Below are 19,327 nucleotides of genomic sequence, written 5' to 3'. Positions count from 1 at the left end.
GGCGCCGGCAACGCCTTGCGGTCGAGTTTGCCGTTGGGGCTCAGCGGCAGTGCATCGAGATGCACGAATACGGCAGGCACCATGTAGTCCGGCAGGTTTTCCAGCAGATGGCTGCGCAGCACGTCGGTTTCCAGCCGTGCGCCGGTGTAGTACGCCACCAGACGCTTGTCCCCCGGCACGTCCTCGCGGGCCAATACGGCGGCTTCCTGAATGCCGTCAATCTGGGTCAAACGCGCCTGGATTTCACCGAGTTCAATACGCAAACCACGGATCTTCACCTGATCGTCGTTGCGACCGAGGTACTCGATATTGCCGTCCGCCAGATGGCGGGCGACGTCGCCGGTGCGGTACATCCGCCCATTGGCCTGGAACGGATCGTCGAGGAAGCGTTCGGCGTTCAGTTCCGGGCGATTCAGATAACCGCGCGCCACCTGCACGCCACCGATGTACAGCTCGCCGACCACGCCGTGCGGCACCGGTTGTTGCTGGGCATCGAGGATGTACATGCGGGTGTTGGCGATTGGTTTGCCGATTGGCGTGTTGTCCGGGGTGCTTTCGAGCGGCCCTGCGCAGTTCCACGCGGTCACGTCCACTGCCGCTTCGGTCGGGCCGTAGAGGTTGTGCAGTTCGCTGCCCGGCAGTTGCTGTTTGAAGCGCCGTACCACGCTGCCCGGCAACGCTTCGCCGCTGCACATGACTTGCCGCAGGCTGCTGCAACGTGCGCTGTCACCGTGAGCGAGAAACACATCGAGCATCGACGGTACGAAGTGCAACGTGGTGATGTGTTCACGTTCGATGATTTCGCTGAGGTATTGCGGATCCTTGTGCCCCTCGGGCCGCGCCATGACCAGTCGTGCGCCAGTCATCAACGGCCAGAAGAACTCCCAGACCGAGACGTCGAAGCTGAACGGGGTTTTCTGCAACACCGTGTCGCTGGCGGTCAGTTGATAGGCGTCCTGCATCCACAGCAGGCGGTTGACCACCCCGCGATGTTCGTTGATCACGCCTTTCGGTTGGCCAGTGGAACCGGAGGTGTAGATCACGTACGCGGTGTGCTGCGGGGTCAAGTCAGCGAACGACAAATTGTCCGATGGCAGCGACTGCCAGTGCGGCTGATCCAGATCGATCAGCGGCACCGCTACATCGCCGAGCAACGAACGCGTCGAACCCTGCACCAGCACCGCCAGCGGCGCGCTGTCCTCCAGCATGTAGGCCAGACGCTCCAGCGGATACGCCGGGTCCAGCGGTACGTAACCGCCGCCAGCCTTGAGGATCGCCAGCAGCCCGACCACCATGTCCAGACCACGTTCGACGCAGATCGCCACCCGTGAGTCCGGCCCTACGCCCAATTCACGCAGATGCCGCGCCAGTTGATTGGACCGGGCATTGAGTTCGGTAAAGCTCAGACGCTGCTCGTCACTTTGCAGCGCAATAGCCTGCGGCGTGCGCGCCACTTGCGCTTCGAACAGACCATGAATGGTCTGCTCAAGGTCGTAATCGACCTCGGTGGCATTGAACTCGACCAACAAACGCTGCTGTTCCTCCTCCGCCAGCAACGGCGCCTGTTCCAGCAGCGCCTGATCATTGCCGACCATCGCCTGCAACAGGCGCTGGAAGTAACCGACGAAGCGCTCGACCGTGCTCTGGTCAAACAACGCCGTGGCGTATTCCAGCGATCCGCGAATGATGCCGTTGGACTCACTCAGGCTCAGCGACAGGTCGAACTTGGCGAAGTGGCTCGGCTCGGCCACGCCTTCCAGCATCAGTTCGCCGAGGGCCAGCGCCGGGCTTTCGAGACCATCCCAACTGAGCAAGGTCTGGAACAACGGGCTGTGCGCCAGGCTGCGCACCGGCCGGGTGATTTCCACCACTTGCTCGAACGGCAGATCCTGATGCGCCTGCGCTTGCAGAGTTTGCGCCTTGACCCGCGCCAGCAGCGCTTCGACGCTCAGCTCGCCCGAGGTGTCGATGCGCAGCGCCAGGGTGTTGACGAACATGCCGATCAGGCCTTCGATCTCGGCGCGGGTGCGGTTGGCCACTGGCGAACCGATCACCACGTCCGCCTGCCCGGACAAGCGACTGAGCAGCATCGCCCAGGCACTCATCAGCGTCATGTACAGGGTCACGCCGTGGCGCTGGCCCAAGGCTTTGAGCCCGGCGCTCAAGCGTTCGTCGAGCACGACGGCGACGCTGCTGCCGGCATAATCCTGCTGCGCCGGGCGCGGCCGATCGGTCGGCAGCATCAACAGCGCCGGGGCGCCGGCGAGGGTCTGTTGCCAGTACTCGCTCTGGCGTTGCAGCACCTCGCCGCTGAGCCAGCGCCGCTGCCACACCGCGTAGTCGGTGTATTGCAGCGCCAGAGGCGGCAGTGGATCCGGCTGGCCGTGACTGAACGCCTGATACAGCGCCATCAGTTCACGGGTCAAAACCCCCATCGACCAACCGTCAGAGATGATGTGGTGCAGGGTCAGCAACAACACATGGTGATCGTCGGCCAGGCGTACCAGTCGCCCGCGAATCAACGGATCGTCCTGCAAGTCGAACGGCCCGGAGGCTTCGCCCTGAATCAGCGCCTGCAGGGTTTCCTCGGGTTGCGGGTGCTGACGCAGGTCTTCGACCCGCAGCAGAAGACCGGTATCCACCGGGGCAATCAGCACCTGCGCCTCGTCGTTGAATTGGGCGAAGCGGCTGCGCAGGGTTTCGTGGCGGGCGACGATCCGCGCCAGTGCGCGTTGCAGCGCCGCGTCGTCGAGACGACCACGCAGACGCAGGGCCACGGGAATGTTGTAGGCGGTGTTGGCGCCTTCCATTTGCGCGAGGAACCACAGGCGTTGTTGGGCGAACGACAGCGGCAACGCGCCGTCACGCGGTACCGGCACGATCTGCGGTTGCGCACAGCGTCCGGCCTCGCTGAGCACTGACGCGACCGCCGCCAGTTCGGCGTTGGCGAACAGATCGCTCAGCGCCAGCTCGACACCCAGACGCTGGCGCACTTGCGAGACCATGCGCATCGCCAGCAACGAATGCCCGCCGAGTTCGAAAAAGTGATCCTGCCGCCCGACCCGCTCGACCTGCAGCACGTCGGCCCAGATCTGCGCCAGCGCGGTTTCCACCTCGCCTTCGGGCGCTGCGTACTCGCGGGTGAACAGCGCTGCCAGATCCGGCGCCGGCAAGGCTTTTCGGTCGACCTTGCCGTTGGCGGTCAGCGGCAGCGCGGCGAGTTTGACGAACGCGGTCGGCACCATGTATTCGGGCAAACGGCTGAGCAATTGCGCGCGCAACTCGCCCACCGGCAGCGCTTCGACCTGCGCCTGCTCGGTGAAGTACGCCACCAGTCGCGGCTGGCCGGGTTGATCTTCACGGGCGAGCAGCACCGCTTCCTGAATCCCCGGCAACTGGTTGAGGCAGGTTTCGATCTCGCCCAATTCGATGCGCACGCCACGGATTTTCACCTGATCGTCGTTGCGCCCCAGGTACTCGATGTTGCCGTCCTCGCGCCAGCGTGCAAGGTCGCCGGTGCGGTACATCCGCGCGTTCGGCGCGCGGCTGAACGGGTCACGCAGAAAGCGTTCGGCAGTCATGTCCAGGCGATTCAGGTAGCCACGGGCGACCCCGGCACCGCCAACGTACAGCTCACCGGCAACGCCAAGCGGCACCGGGCGCTGCTGTTCGTCGAGCAGGTACACCGTGGCATTGCTCAGCGGTTTACCGATGTGCAGCGCGTCGCCGCATGCTACCCGCCCTGAGGTCGCGACCACTGTGGCCTCGGTCGGGCCGTAGTTGTTGATCACGTCGAAATGCTGGTTGCGATTGAACTGACGCAAGCGGTCGCCGCCGATCAGCAGCGTGCGCAGGGTCGGGTGTTCGAGGTTCTGGCTGAAGGCGTATTCGGCCACCGGGGTCGGCAGGAAGCTCACGTCCAGCGGCTGCGCGCACCACCACGCGAGCAAGGCATCGATGTCTTCGCCGCCCTCGTGAGTCGGCGCCAGATGCAGGGTCGCGCCTGCGCACAACGCCGGCCAGACTTCCCAGGCCATCGCATCGAAACCGAAACCGGCGAGGCTTGAGGTGTGGCGACCGGCACAGAGGTCGAACGCGGTGCAGTGCCAGTCGACCAGGTTGCTCAAGGTGTGATGCTCGACCATCACGCCTTTGGGCAGACCGGTGGAGCCGGAGGTGTAGATCACGTAGGCCAGGTTTTCGGTACTCAGGCCGGGAACGCGCGGATTATGGGTCACGTCCTGCGGCCAGTTGCAGCGGTCGAGTTCGAGTACCGGCACGGTCAGCGTCGGTAAGCGCTCGCGCAGATCGTTTTGGGTCAGCACCGCCACTGGCGCGCTGTCGTCGAGCAGGTAGTTCAAGCGCTCCGCCGGGTGCGCCGGATCAATCGGCACGTAACCGGCGCCCGCCTTGAGGATCGCCACCAGCCCGACCAGGGTGTCCAGCCCACGGCGGGCAACGATCGCCACGCGATCATCCGGCTTCACGCCCAAGCCGATCAGGTGCTGCGCCAAGGCGTTGGCTTGCTGATTGAGTTCGGCGTAGGTCAGTTGCACGTCGGCAAACACTGCTGCCAACGCGTCCGGCCGCTCGGCCACCTGCGCCTCGAAACGTTGCTGGAGGGTCTGTGGTGCAGGGAAATCCACTTGAGTGGCATTGAAGCCGCGCAACACCTGTTCAAACTCTGCCGCCGGCAGGATCGGCAATTGATTGACCGGTGTCTGCGGCGCCTGTTCCAGGGCAAGCAGCAGGTTCTGCAGTGCGCAGAGCAGGTAATCGCAGATGCGCTGCGGATCGGTCTCGGTGCTGGCCAGCAGCGTCAGGCTGAAGGCGTCACCGAGGTCATCGACACTCATCGTCAGCGGATAGTTGCTGCGCTCTTCGGAGTGCAACGTGGAGATACCGTCCCACGCCGCGAGGGTTTCGGCGCTGGCGGTGGCGACGTTGTGGCTGTGACGATAATTGAGCAGCGTGCTGAACAGCGGCGTCGGCGCCACCACGTGGCTGCAGCGCTGAGCCAGGGCCAGCGGTGCGTGTTCGTGACGCATCAGCGTGGTCAACCGGGCGTGGGTGGCGTTGACCGCCGCGCGCACATCCTGCCCGTCGATGTTCACCCGCAACGGCAAGGTGTTGATGAAAATCCCCAGCGCCCGGTCAATCGCTTCGGCGCCCTGCATGCGGCCCATCAGCACGGTACCGAATACCACTTGCTGCTTGCCGGTCAGCGCGGCCAGCACCTGCGCCCAGCCGAGGTGGAACAGGCTCGCGACACTCACGCCAAGGATCCGCGCCTGCGCCCGCAGACGCTGGCCCAATAACGTTGGCACCGGCACGCTGAGTTCGACGATTTCACTGCCGTCACCCTGCACATCCTGAAGGCCGTAAGGCAGCGTCGGTTCGTCGATGTCGCCGAGCATCTCGCGGAAAAACGCCTCGTGCTCGGCCTCACTGACGCCCAGACGCGCCTGCGCCACGTAGTTGCGAAACGGCACCGGGCGCCCGAGCCGTTCACGCTGCCCGGTGAGGCAGGCGCGCATTTCGTGGCGCACCACGTCGAGTGCCGAGTGGTCGAGCGCCATGTGATGGAACAACAACGTGGCGATCACCCGCTGCCCCGCTTCATCCCACGCGTGGGCCAGACGCATCAGCGGCGCCTGGGTCACGTCGAGGCGGAAGTGCCGGGCGTCGAAACGCTCATGCAGATACGCCAGAACGTCGTTGGCGGCATCTGGCAGCGTCACGTCTTCCACCGGCAGTTCGGCCCGGCGCCAGACCACCTGCACCGGCGCGTCCAGCCCTGCCCAATGCACAGCGGTGCGCAGAATGTCATGGCGATCGATCACCGCTTGCAGCGCTTGAGCGAACGCTTGAAAACGCTCGCGGCTGGCAAAGGCGAAATGCGATTGCATGACATACGGATCACCGTCACCGCCACTGACGTGGTGATACAGGATGCCTTCCTGCAGCGGCGCCAGCGGGTAGATGTCCTGCACGTTGGCTGCGCCGCCGGGGACTTGTGCGACGAGGTGGTCGATGGTCGGCTGGTCGAGCTCGACCAGCGTCAGCATCGCCGGGGTGATGCGCGTGGTGCCGGCAACGATGCCGTTGGCCGGCACCTCGACCTGGCCGTGCTTGCTGGCCGAGTACTGCCCGGCCTTGATCAGCTCGATCAGCGCCGGTTTGTGCTCGCGCAACAGCGCCAGCAACGCCGGGTCGTTCAAGGCCTGCTTGTTGCCGTTGACCCGCAATTGGTCGTCCGCGACCGCCAGCTGAATATCCTTGGCCTTCAATGTGGCCAACAGTTCGATCACGTTCACAGGACGATCTCCATTCGTTCGGTAATTGCGGCGTAGCCGGCCAGGGTCGGATGTTCGAACAGCGACCTGACATCGGCTTCCATGCCTTCCTGACGCAAGCGGCCGATCAGACTGACCGCCAGCAGCGAGTGACCACCCAGTTCAAAGAAATGGTCGTGGCGCCCTACCCGCTCGACGTTGAGCAACTCGGCCCAGAGCCGTGCGAGGGTGATTTCCACTTCGCCGACCGGCGCTTCGTATTCGCGCACCGGCAATGCGGCCAGATCCGGCGCCGGCAGCGCCTTGCGGTCGAGTTTGCCGTTGGGGCTCAGCGGCAGTGCATCGAGATGCACGAACAGCGCGGGCACCATGTAGTCCGGCAGGTGCTCCAGCAGATGACTGCGCAGCACGTCGGTTTCCAGGCGTACGCCGGTGTAGTACGCCACCAGACGCTTGTCCCCCGGCACGTCCTCGCGGGCCAATACGGCGGCTTCCTGAATGCCGTCAATCTGGGTCAAACGCGCCTGGATTTCACCGAGTTCAATACGCAAACCACGAATCTTCACCTGATCGTCGTTGCGGCCCAGGTACTCAATGTTGCCGTCCGGCAGGTAACGCGCGATGTCGCCGGTGCGGTACATGCGCCCATTGCTCTGGAATGGATCGTTGAGGAAGCGTTCGGCGTTCAGTTCCGGGCGATTCAGATAACCGCGCGCCACTTGCACGCCGCCGATGTACAGCTCACCCACCACGCCGTGCGGAACCGGTTGTTGCTGGGCATCGAGGATGTACATGCGGGTGTTGGCGATCGGTTTGCCGATCGGTGTGTTGTCCGGGGTTTGCTCCAGCGGCCCGGCGCAATTCCACGCGGTCACGTCGACAGCTGCTTCGGTCGGGCCGTAAAGGTTATGCAGTTCGCTGCCCGGCAGTTGCTGTTTGAAGCGCCGCACCACGCTGCCCGGCAACGCTTCGCCGCTGCACATGACCTGACGCAGACTGCTGCAACGTGCGGTGTCAGCGTGAGCGAGAAAGACGTCGAGCATCGACGGGACAAAGTGCAGCGTGGTGATGTGTTCGCGTTCGATGATTTCGCTGAGGTACTGCGGATCCTTGTGCCCCTCGGGCCGGGCCATGACCAATCGAGCGCCAGTCATCAGCGGCCAGAAGAACTCCCAGACCGAGACGTCGAAGCTGAACGGGGTCTTTTGCAGAACCGTGTCAATGGAACTCAGTTGGTAAGCGTCCTGCATCCACAGCAGGCGGTTGACTACCCCGCTGTGTTCGTTGATCACGCCTTTCGGTTGGCCAGTGGAACCGGAGGTGTAGATCACGTACGCGGTGTGCTGCGGGGCCAGTTCGGCTATCTCAAGATTGTCTGTCGGCAGCGCTTGCCAATGCGGCTGATCCAGGTCGATCACCGGCACGCCAACGTCACCGAGCAACGAGCGCGTCGTTCCCTGCACCAGCACCGCCAGCGGCGCGCTGTCCTCCAGCATGTAGGTCAGACGCTCCAGCGGATACGCCGGGTCCAGCGGCAAATAACCGCCGCCAGCCTCGAGGATCGCCAGCAGCCCGACCACCATGTCTAGACCACGCTCGACGCAGATCGCCACCCGCGCATCCGGCCCTACGCCCAATTCACGCAGATGCCGCGCCAGTTGATTGGCCCGGGCGTTAAGTTCGGCGTAGCTCAGTGGCTGCTCACCCGCGACCACGGCGGGTGCCTGCGGCGTACGCGCCACTTGCGCTTCGAACAGCCCGTGAATGGTCTGCTTAAGGTCGTAATCGACGTCCGTGGCATTGAGGCCGAACAGCAACTGCTGGCGCTCGGCATCCGCCAGCACCGGCAGGCGATTCAGGGCCTGCTGCGGTGTCTGCTCCAGCGCTTCGACCAGCCCCGCCAACGCCTGCTGCATGTAGCCACACACCCGCGCCGCGCCGATCTGTGAAGGGGTCATTGCCGTAAGGTCAAAGCCCTGGCCCAGGTCATCGACGTTGAAGCTCAGCGGATAGTTGGTGCGCTCCTCGCTGGACAGGTTTTCGATGCCTTGCCAGGCCAGACGATTGGCCTGCAACTGTTCCTCGCTGACGCTGTGCCGGTAGTTGAGCATGGCGCTGAACAGCGGCGACGGCGCCGCCACCCCGCTGCAACGCTGGGCCAATGCCAGTGACGCATGTTCATGGCCGAGCAATGCGGTCAGTTGTGCATGGGCGGCGCGCACCCCGGCACGCACCGAAACATCACCCAGATCCACCCGCAGCGGCAGCGTATTGATGAACATCCCCAGACCGCGATCAGCGCCGGTACCGCCCTGCATCCGCCCCAGCAGCACGGTGCCAAACACCACGCGCTCATGTCCGGAAGTCGCCGCCAATACCTGAGCAAACGCCAGATGGAACAGGCTCGCGACGCTCACGCCCAGCTGCCGCGCCTGGCTGCGCAGGCGCCGCGCCAAGGCTTCGGGCACGCGCTGACGGACTTCTTCGATGTCATGGCCGTCACCGTGCACGTCCAGCAGACCGAACGGCAGCGTCGGCTCATCGATCTCGCCGAGCATCGCGCGGAAGAACGCTTCGTGTTCCTGCTCGCTGACACCCAGCCGGGTCTGCGCCACGTAATTGCGATACGGCACGGCGGGTATCAGGGCTTCGCCGTGACCGAAGAGCAGCGCCTGCAGTTCCTGCTGCACCACTTCCAGCGCCGTGTGATCCATGGCGATGTGATGGAACAGCAGCATGGCGACCACTCGATCATTGGCCGGGTCTTGTGCATAGACCAGGCGAATCAACGGCGCCTGACTGAGGTCGATGCGGTAATGCCGCGCGTCGAAACGCTCATACAACTGCGCCAGAACATCACCGGCGGCCGGGTCGAGTGCGACTTCCTGCACCGGCAGTTGAGCCTCGCGCCAGACCACTTGCACCGGCGTCGCCAGCCCTTCCCAGACCACCCCGGTGCGCAGGATGTCATGGCGAGTCATGACCTGACGCAGCGCGGCGGCAAAGGCCTGCAGGCGTTCAAGGCTGTCGAATGCCAGGCGTGATTGCAGCAGGTACGGATCGCCCTGCGCGGCGCTCAAGTGGTGATAAAGAATGCCTTCCTGCAACGGCGCCAGCGGATAAATATCCTGCACATTGGCGGCACCGCCCGGCACCGTGGCCACGATACGCTCGATGCTGGCCTGATCCAGTTGCAGCAGGGTCAGCATGTCTGGAGTGATATGTGTGCAACCAAACGGAATCAGGTTGTCCGGCACCGCGACTTCGCGACCGCTGCCGACGGCGGCCGCCAGCGCGGCGAGGGTTGGCTGGCTGAACAGCACGCGCACGTCAGTGCTCAGGCCGAGCTGACGCATGCGCTCGATCAGGGTCACCGCCAGCAACGAATGGCCGCCCAGTTCGAAGAAGTTGTCGTGACGTCCGACCTGTTCGACCTGCAGCACCTCGGCCCAGACCTGCGCCAGCGCGGTTTCCACCGGCCCTTGCGGCACTGCGTATTCGCGGCTGAGCCAGGCGTCCTGATCCGGTTCGGGCAAGGCCTTGCGGTCGAGTTTGCCGTTGGCGGTCAGTGGCAGCGCCTCCAGCCGCACGTAAGCTGCCGGCACCAGTGCCTGTGGCAGACGCGCTTGCAGATGCGCACGCAGCTCTTCGATATCGACCGCTGCGCGGGCAGTGAACCAGGCGATCAACCGCGCCTCACGCACCAGCACCACCGCGTCCTGCACCGCCGCATGGCTGGACAGCGCGGCTTCGATTTCACCCAGTTCCACCCGCACGCCGCGCAGTTTGACCTGATCGTCGTTACGCCCCAGGTACTCGATATTGCCGTCGGCCAGCCAGCGCGCGAGGTCACCGGTGCGGTACATGCGCGCCTGCGGTTCATCACTGAACGGGTCTTCGAGGAAGCGTTCGGCGGTCAGCTCGGGACGGTTCAGATAACCACGGGCGACACCCGCGCCACCGACGTACAGTTCACCGGCAACACCCACCGGCACCGGTCGCTGCTGTTCATCGAGCAAGTAAACCCTGGCGTTGCTGATTGGCCGGCCGATGTGCAGCAGCGTGCCGGCGGCAACCGGCCCGGAGGTCGCGACCACCGTAGCCTCGGTCGGGCCGTAGTTGTTGATGACGTCGAACGTCTGCCCACGCGAGAACTGCCGCAACTTGTCGCCCCCGATCAACAGCGTACGCAAAGTCGGATGCCCCAGCTCACGACTGAAGGCGTATTCGGCAATCGGCGTCGGCAGGAAGCTCACTTGCAACGGCTGCGCGCGCCACCAGTCGAGCAGGTCATCGAGGTGTTCGTTGCTGATCGACGGCGGCGGCAGGTGCAGGGTCGCGCCGACACACAGCGCCGGCCAGACCTCCCAGGCCATCGCGTCGAAACCGCAACCGGCGACGCTGGCGGTGTGGCTGCCGGCGCGCAGGTCGAACGCCTCACAGTGCCAGTGCACAAGGTTTTCCAGGGTTGCGTGTTCGACCATCACGCCTTTCGGCTGACCGGTCGAACCCGAGGTGTAGATCACGTAGGCCAGATGCGCCGGGGTCAGCGTCGGCAGTTGCGGATTGGTAGCCGGCAGGTGTTGCCAGAGGGCGTTGTCCAGATCGATCATCGGCACTCGACCCAGCAGCTCGCGGGTCGAGCCCTGCGCCAGCACCGCCACCGGATCGCTGTCCTGTAACAGGTAGGCGATGCGCTCCGCCGGGTACGCAGGGTCGACCGGCACATAACCGGCGCCAGCCTTGAGAATCGCCAGCAGCGCCACCAGCATCTGCGTGCTGCGTGGCAGGCACACGGCAATCCGGTCGTCCGGCTGCACGCCGAGGCCGAGCAAGTGATGGGCCAGGCGATTGGCCTGCTGATTGAGCTGCGCGTAGGTCAGTTGCTGCGTGCCCTGCACCACCGCCAGCGCCTGTGGCTGCAGCTCGGCCTGCGCTTGCACCAGCGCCTGAATCGTTGCACCGCGCGGGTAGGCTGCCGCAGTCGGGTTGAAACCGACCAGCAAGCGCTCGTATTCCTCGACCGAGAGAATCGGCAAACGGTTGAGCGGACGCTGTGGCGCCTGCTCCAGTGCGTGCAGCAGATGCTCCAGCGCGGTGTGCATGTAGCTGCAGATGCGTTGCGCGCCGATGTGCGCCAGTGCCAGTACGGACAGGGAAAAGTCTTCGCCGAGATCGTCGACGCTGAGGGTCAGCGGATAGTTGCTGCGCTCTTCGCCGCCAAGCAATTGCACGCCTTCCCAGATGCCCTGACCGTCACGCGGCTGCGCTTCGGCAGCGGTATGCCGGTAGTTGAGCAGTGCGCTGAACAGCGGCGCCCCGGACACCGCGCTGCAACGCTGGGCCAGCGCCAGTGGCGCGTGTTCATGGGCCAGCAACGCGGTCAGCCGTGCGTGGGTAGTCTTGACCGCAGCGCGCACGCCTTCGCTGACATCCACCCGCAGCGGCAAGGTGTTGATGAACACGCCCAGGGTGCGATCCGCGCCCTCGCCGCCCTGCAAACGACCCAACAGCACCGTGCCGAACACCACGTCGCGGCGGTTGGCAAGCACGCCCAGCACCTGCGCCCAGGCCAGATGCATCAGGCTCGCCGGGCTGACACCCAACTGCCGCGCCTGTTCCCGCAGGCGCAGAGTCAACCCGGCATCGACGGCTTGCTGCGCCTCCTCGATGTCGCCTCCATCGCCTTGCACGTCGTGCAGACCAAACGGCAGGGTCGGTTCGTCGATATCGCCGAGCATGTCGCGGAAGAACGTTTCGTGTTCCTGGTCGCTGGCACCCAGACGCGCCTGCGCCACGTAGTTGCGGTACGGCATCGGCGTGCCGAGGCGGTCGGCCTGATCGAACATGAAAGCACGCATTTCCTGGCCGACCACCTCCATGGCGGTGTGGTCGAGAATCAGGTGCTGGAACAATATGATCGCCACCACCCGTTGCTGCGCCGGGTCTTCGGCGTAGACGATGCGCATCAGCGGCGCCTGGCTCAGGTCGAGGCGGTTGTGGCGGGCATCGAAGCGCGCGTGCAACTGTTCGAGGACGTCGCCCTGAGCCGGATCCAGCGGCACCGCTTGCACCACCAGCGGCGCCTCGCGCCACACCACCTGATGCGGACTCGGCAAGCCTTCCCAGACCACGCTGGTGCGCAGAATGTCGTGACGGGCGACGACCTGCTGCAAGGCTTGGCTGAAGGTGCGCAGGCGCTCGACGCTGTCGAAGATCAGCCGCGATTGCAGCAGGTACGGATCACCCTGTTCGGCGCTCAGGTGGTGATAAAGGATGCCTTCCTGCAACGGCGCCAGCGGATAGATGTCCTGCACATTGGCCGCGCCACCGGGCACGGTGGCGACGATGCGCTCGATGCTCGCCTGATCGAGCTCGGTCAGGCTGAGCAGGTCCGGGGTGATGTGCGTGCAACCCGGCGGAATGCGGTTGGCTGGCACCTCGATTTCGCGACCGCTGCCGACCGCGGCGGCCAATGCGGCCAGGGTCGGCTGATTGAACAACACGCGAACGTCGGCCGCGAGGTCGATCTGACGCATGCGTTCGATCAGGCTCACTGCCAACAGCGAATGCCCGCCCAGTTCGAAGAAGTTGTCGTGACGCCCGACCCGCTCGACGTTCAGCACGTCGATCCAGATCTGCGCCAGCGCGGTTTCCACCGCACCTTGTGGCGCTTCATATTCGCGGCTGAGCCACGCGCCCTGCTCCGGTTGCGGCAAGGCCTTGCGGTCGATCTTGCCGTTGGCGGTCAGCGGCAATGTGTCCAATCGCACGTAAGCGGCCGGCAGCAGCGCATCCGGCAAGCGCGCCTGTAAATGCGTGTGCAACAGTTGAATATCGACCGCCGTGCGCTCGGTGAACCACGCAATCAGCCGTCCATCGCGAACCAGCACCACCGCTTCCTGCAGCGCAGCGTGGCTGCCGAGCGCGGCTTCGATTTCACCGAGTTCGATACGCACGCCACGCAATTTGACCTGATCGTCGTTGCGCCCCAGATACTCAATGTTGCCGTCGGCCAGCCAGCGCGCCTGATCGCCGGTGCGGTACATGCGCGCCTGCGGCTCATCGCTGAATGGGTCGAAGAGGAACTGCGCAGCGCTCAGCTCGGGGCGATTCAGATAACCGCGCGCCACGCCCGCGCCGCCGACATACAACTCGCCCGCCACACCCACCGGCACCGGGCGCTGCTCGGCGTCCAGCACATAGATTTTGGCATTGGCAATCGGCCGGCCGATATGCAGCGGCTGATCCAGCTCGACCCGACCCGAGGTGGCGACCACCGTGGCTTCGGTCGGGCCATAGTTGTTGATCACTTCAAAGGTTTGCTGGCGATTGAACTGACGCAGCCGGTCGCCGCCGATCAGCAGCGTGCGCAAGGTCGGGTGCTGCAATTGCCGGCTGAACGCGTATTCGGCCACCGGCGTCGGCAGGAAGCTGACCTGCAACGGCTGCGCGCACCACCAGTCGAGCAACTCGTCCAGATGTTCATTGCGGATCGACGGCGGCGGCAGGTGCAAGGTCGCGCCGACACACAGTGCCGGCCAGACTTCCCAGGCCATCGCATCGAAACCGAAGCCGGCGACGCTCGCGGTCTGGCTGCCGGCCTGCAAGTCGAAGGCTTCAGCGTGCCAGTGCACGAGGTTTTCCAGGGTCGCGTGCTCGACCATCACCCCTTTCGGCTGGCCGGTGGAGCCGGAGGTGTAGATCACGTACGCCAGATGCTTCGGCGTCAATGCTGGCAGCTGCGGATTGGCATCCGACAGGTGCTGCCAGAGGTCGCGGTCCAGATCGATGACCGGCACGCCACCGAGCAGATCGCGAGTCGATGCCTGCGCCACGACCGCCACCGGGGCGCAGTCCTGCAACAGGTAGGCGATGCGTTCCGGCGGATACGCCGGATCGACCGGCACATAACCGGCGCCGGCCTTGAGGATCGCCAGCAGCGCGACCAGCATGTCCGGGCTGCGCCGGGCACACAGGGCGACCCGGTCATCGGGCTGCACGCCAAGGCCGATCAGGTGATGCGCCAGACGATTGGCCCGCTGATTGAGTTCGCCATAGCTCACCTGCTGCGCACCTTGCACCGTCGCCAATGCCTCGGGGTGCGCGGCCGCCTGGGCCTCGACCAAATGCTGCACGGATTGCGCCGGCGGGTATTGGCGACCGGTGATGTTAAACCCGACCACGACCCGCTGGCGTTCACTCGGCGACAGCACCGAGATCTGCCGCAGCGGCGTGGCCGGATTGTGCTCCAGCGCCGTCAGCAGATTGTGCAACGCGGTCTGCAGGTAATCGCAGACCCGCGCGCCATCCACTTGCGGCACCGCTTGGACACTTAGACGGAAACCTGCGCCTAGGTCATCGACGCTGACCACCAGCGGATAGTTGCTGCGCTCGCGCGAGCTGAGAATCTCGATCCCGTCCCAAGTCACGCCTGCCGGTTCGGCCGCGCTGTGGCGATAGTTGAGCAAGCTGCTGAACAGCGGCAGCGACGCCGCCACACCGCTGCAACGCTGGGCCAGCGACAGCGAGGCCTGCTCATGCGCCAGCAGTTGCGCCAGACGTTCATGGGTAGCGCGCACGCCTTGCTGCACGTCGGTCGCGCCAACACTGACCCGCAACGGCAGGGTGTTGATGAACATGCCGAGTGCGCGATCGGCGCCCTCGCCACCCTGCATGCGCCCGAGCAGCACGGTGCCGAACACCACCTCTTCGCGCCCCGAAACCTGCGCCAGCACCTGGCCCCAGGCCTGGTGCACCAGACTGGCGGCGCTGATGCCGAGGCGGCGCGCCTGCTCGCGCAAGCGCTCGGCCACGCCGGCATCCAGCGCCTGCTCGCTGTCGACGATGCTGCTGCCATCGCCATGCACGTCCTGCACACCGAAGGCCACGGTCGGCTCGTCGATGTCGCCGAGCATGTCGCGGAAAAACGCTTCGTGCGCTTGGGTATCGGCCTGCTGTTGCGCCTGCGCCACGTAGTTGCGGTACTGCACCGGCATCGGCAAATCGGCGCCGCTCGGGTACAGGCTGTCGTTCATTTCCGCGAGCAGCACTTCCAGTGCGGTGTGGTCGAGGACGATGTGGTGCAGCAACAGGATGCCGACCCAGCGCTGTTGTTCACGGTCTTCGGTGTAGGCCAGACGCATCAGCGGCGCGCGGCGCAGGTCGAGGCGGTAGTGCCGTGGATCGAACCGCGCCTGCATCTGCTCCAGCACATCGCCTTCCAGCAGGTCGGCATCGACCCGTTCCAGCGCCAGCGGCGCTTCACGCCAGACCACTTGCACCGGCTCTTCAAGCCCTTCCCAGACCACGCTGGTGCGCAGAATGTCGTGGCGCTCGATCACCGCATTCAACGCACGGACGAAGGCCTTGATCTGCGCCAGACCGGCGAAGGCGAATTGCGCCTGCAACACGTAGGGGTCACCGGCGCTGGTCGCCAGATGGTGGTAGAGAATCCCCGCCTGCAACGGTGCCAGGCCGTAAATGTCCTGCACATTGCCGACGCCGCCAGGCACGCTGGCGACCACGCGGTCGATGGCGGCCTGATCCAGCGTGGCCAGCGGCAACATGTCCGGGGTGATCCGCGTGCAATCGGCAGCAATCAGATTGTCCGGCACCTGCCAGGCGTGACGGTGGCTCAAGGTCGCCGCCAGCGCCGCAACGCTCGGCTGGCCGAACAGCACGCGCACGTCGCACTGCAAGTCGTGCTGGCGCATGCGCTCGATCAGTTTCACCGCCAGCAGCGAATGGCCGCCGAGCTCGAAGAAATTGTCGTGTCGCCCGACCAGTTCAATCCCGAGCAAGGTCTGCCAGATGCCGGCGATCAGGGTTTCAACTTCCCCCACTGGGGCTTCGAAACCCCGACGGGCGAAGGCATCGCTGTCCGGTTGTGGCAAGGCTTTGCGATCAAGCTTGCCATTGGTGGTCAGTGGTATGGCGTCGAGGCGCACAAACGCGCTTGGCACCATGTAGTCGGCCAGCGATTGCAGCAACGCGTCGCGCAATTGCGCGGCGCTCGGTTCAGTGCCTGCGGCGGCCAGCCAGTAGGCGACCAGACGCTTGTCACCGGGGCTGTCTTCGCGAGCGATCACCAGCGCTTCGCGCACACCGGCGCAGGCTGCCAGGCGAGCTTCGATTTCACCGAGTTCGATGCGGAAACCACGGATCTTCACTTGATCGTCGTTGCGCCCGAGGTATTCGAGGCTGCCATCCGCTGACCAGCGCGCCAGGTCACCGGTCTTGTACAGTCGCGCCTCGGCACGGCCGCTGAACGGGTCGGCGATAAAGCGTTCAGCAGTCAGCGCGTCACGATTGAGATAACCCCGGGCAACCCCGGCGCCGCCGACGTACAACTCGCCGATCACGCCGGCCGGCACCGGCTCGCGCTGCGCGTCGAGCACGTACAGTTGCAGGTCGGGAATGCCCACACCGATCGGGCTGCGCCCGACCAGCAGCGCGTCCGCTGCCTCCAGTGGCCGATAGGTCACGTGCACCGTGGTTTCGGTGATGCCGTACATGTTCACCAGCCGCGTACCGGCATTGCCGACCCGCGCGTACCACGGTTTGAGCAGGCCCGGTTCCAGCGCTTCGCCGCCGAAGATCACTTCGCGCAACGAGTGCTGCAGCGGGCTGCGGCCCTGCGCGGTGATCAACTGGCGGAAGGCGCTCGGCGTTTGATTGAGCACGGTGACGCCAGTGCGGCACAGCAGCGCGTAGCAGTCGTCCGGTGAGCGGCTGACGGCCTGCGGCACCAGCAGCAACTGGCCGCCGAACGCCAGCGCGCCCCAGATTTCCCACACCGAGAAATCGAAGGCGAAGGAATGGAACAGCGCCCACACATCTTGCGGGTTGAAGTTGAACCAGTCGTGGGTCGCGGAAAACAGGCGCGTGACGTTGCGGTGTTCGACCATCACGCCTTTGGGCAGCCCAGTGGAGCCCGAGGTGTAGATCACGTAGGCGAGATGACTCGGACTCAGCTCGGGAATCTGCGGATTGCTGCTGAGTTCAGCCTGCAACTGCACGCTGTCCAGATCGATGCTCGGCACGTTGAGCGCGCCAACCCGGTCCAGCGTATCGGCCTGGGTCAGCACCGCCACCGGGGCGCTGTCCTGCAGGGTGTAGGCGATGCGCTCCAGCGGATACGCCGGGTCGATTGGCACATAACCGGCGCCCGCCTTGAGGATACCGAGCAGGCCGATGAGCATTTGCGGGCCGCGCTCGACACAGATCGCCACGCGCTGATCCGGGCGAATCCCCAGCGCCAGCAGGTGGTGCGCAAGCTGGTTGGCGCGGCGGTTGAGCTCGCCGTAGCTCAGCGTCTGCTCCTCGAACAGCAGCGCTGTGGCCTCCGGGCGTGCCGCCGCATGCGCTTCGAACTGCTGATGGATCAACGGCGTTTCCGGGAATTGCGGCAACGGCGAGTTGACCCCGTGCACCAAGAATTCGCGCTCGGCGGCCGGCAGGATATTCAGCTGATGCAGCGGCGCATCCGGGGTCGCTTGCAAGGCCTGCAGCAGACTGTGCAACGCGGTGTGCAGGTAAGCGGCAATGCGTTGCGCGCCCAGCGCCGTATCCGCCAGCGCAGTGATGCGCAAGTCTTCGCCGAGGTCGTCGATGTTGATCGTCAGCGGGTAGTTCGTGCGTTCGCGCGCGCCCAGCACTTGCACGCCGGGGGCCAGTTCGCTGACCTCGGCGATCTCTTCACTGCTGCTGTGGCGATAGTTGAGGATCGCGCTGAACAACGGCGTCGGCACCGCCACCGCACTGCAACGCTGGGCCAGGGCCAGCGAGGTCTGTTCATGGCCGAGCAACGCGGTCAGGCGTCGATGGGTGGCCAGCACCCCGGCACGCACGCCGTCCGCCCCGACATCCACCCGCAGCGGCAAGGTGTTGATGAACATCCCCAGCGCCTGTTCGCCGCCCTCGCCCGCCTCCATCCGCCCCAGCAACACGGTGCCGAACACCACGGCGGTGCGGCCCGACAACTGGCCGAGCACCCGCGCCAGCGCCAGGTGCATCAGGCTCGCCACACTGACGCCGAGCTGACGCGCCTGGCCGCGCAGTTGCCGGCTGAAATCGGTGTCGAGCATCAGCAAGGCTTCTTCGATGCCTTGGCCATCGCCCTGCACATCCTGCAGACCACAGGGCAAGGTCGGCTCGTCGATGTCGGCGAGCATCTCGCGGAAAAACGCTTCGTGAACCTGCTCGTCCAGACGCAGACGGGCTTTGGCCAGATGATCACGGTACGGCACCGGCGGCCCGACCCGCGCGGTCTGGCCGAGCAGGTGCGCGCGGGTTTCGCGGCGCACCACATCGAGCGCGACGTGATCCATGATCAGGTGATGGAACAACAACAGCGCGACCACGCGCCCATTGGCCGGATCCATGGCGTACACCAGACGCAGCAGCGGCGCCTGCCGGATGTCGAGGCGGAAGAACCGCGGGTCGTGGCGCTCCAGCAGTTGCGCCAGTACATCCGCGCCCGGGTCGAGGGCGATTTCCTCGCAGTGCAGACGAGCCTGCCGCTGCACCACTTGCAACGGTTCGTCCAGACGCTCCCAGACGAAGGAAGTGCGCAGAATGTCGTGGCGTTCGATCATCCACTGCAACGCTTCAGCGAAGGCCTCCAGCCGTTCGCGGCTGTCGAAGGCGAACCGTGCTTGTGACACGTAAGGATCGCCGGCGGGTGCCGACAGGTGCAGGTAGAGCATGCCTTCCTGCAGCGGCGCCAGCGGGTAAATGTCCTGCAGGTTGGCGGCACCGCCGGGCACATTGGCCACCAGCCGGTCGATGGTCGGCTGATCCAGCGTCACCAGCGGCAGCATGTCCGGGGTGATGCGAAACGCCGGGCTCAACCAGTCGCCACCGTGCTGCGCGACCAGTTCCAGCAGTTGCGCCTTGTGTTCGCTGAGGCTGTCCCACAACGCATCGTCCAGGGCGTCGTCGCTGCCCAGAATGACCAGGTCTTCATCTTCCTGTTGAAGGCGGATCGCATGGGTGGAAAGAACAGCCATCAGTTCGCTGAAATGCAT

2 protein-coding genes (1 of these 2 running past the window's edge) are annotated in these 19,327 nt (G+C 65.1%); both read right to left on the bottom strand.

Translation table 11 applies throughout. The features are described 5' to 3' along the window. Positions 1–6,317, bottom strand: the 5' end (the start) of a protein-coding gene (locus B1722_RS12805) for a non-ribosomal peptide synthase/polyketide synthase (RefSeq protein WP_086792785.1). It extends 11,506 nt beyond the left edge of the window; the window shows 6,317 of its 17,823 coding nt (coding positions 1–6,317); the start codon lies at positions 6,315–6,317; its stop codon lies off the left edge, out of view. Further along, a complete protein-coding gene (locus B1722_RS12800; protein WP_086792783.1) occupies positions 6,314–19,327 on the bottom strand; it encodes a non-ribosomal peptide synthetase in 13,014 nt (4,337 codons plus the stop codon). The genes B1722_RS12805 and B1722_RS12800 overlap by 4 nt, the downstream gene beginning before the upstream one ends.

This window comes from Pseudomonas sp. SCPG-7 (assembly GCF_002156405.1).
Taxonomy (GTDB): domain Bacteria; phylum Pseudomonadota; class Gammaproteobacteria; order Pseudomonadales; family Pseudomonadaceae; genus Aquipseudomonas; species Aquipseudomonas parakoreensis.
The sequence above is the reverse complement of the archived record's forward strand: the minus strand, read 5'-3'. Positions and strand labels throughout refer to the sequence as shown.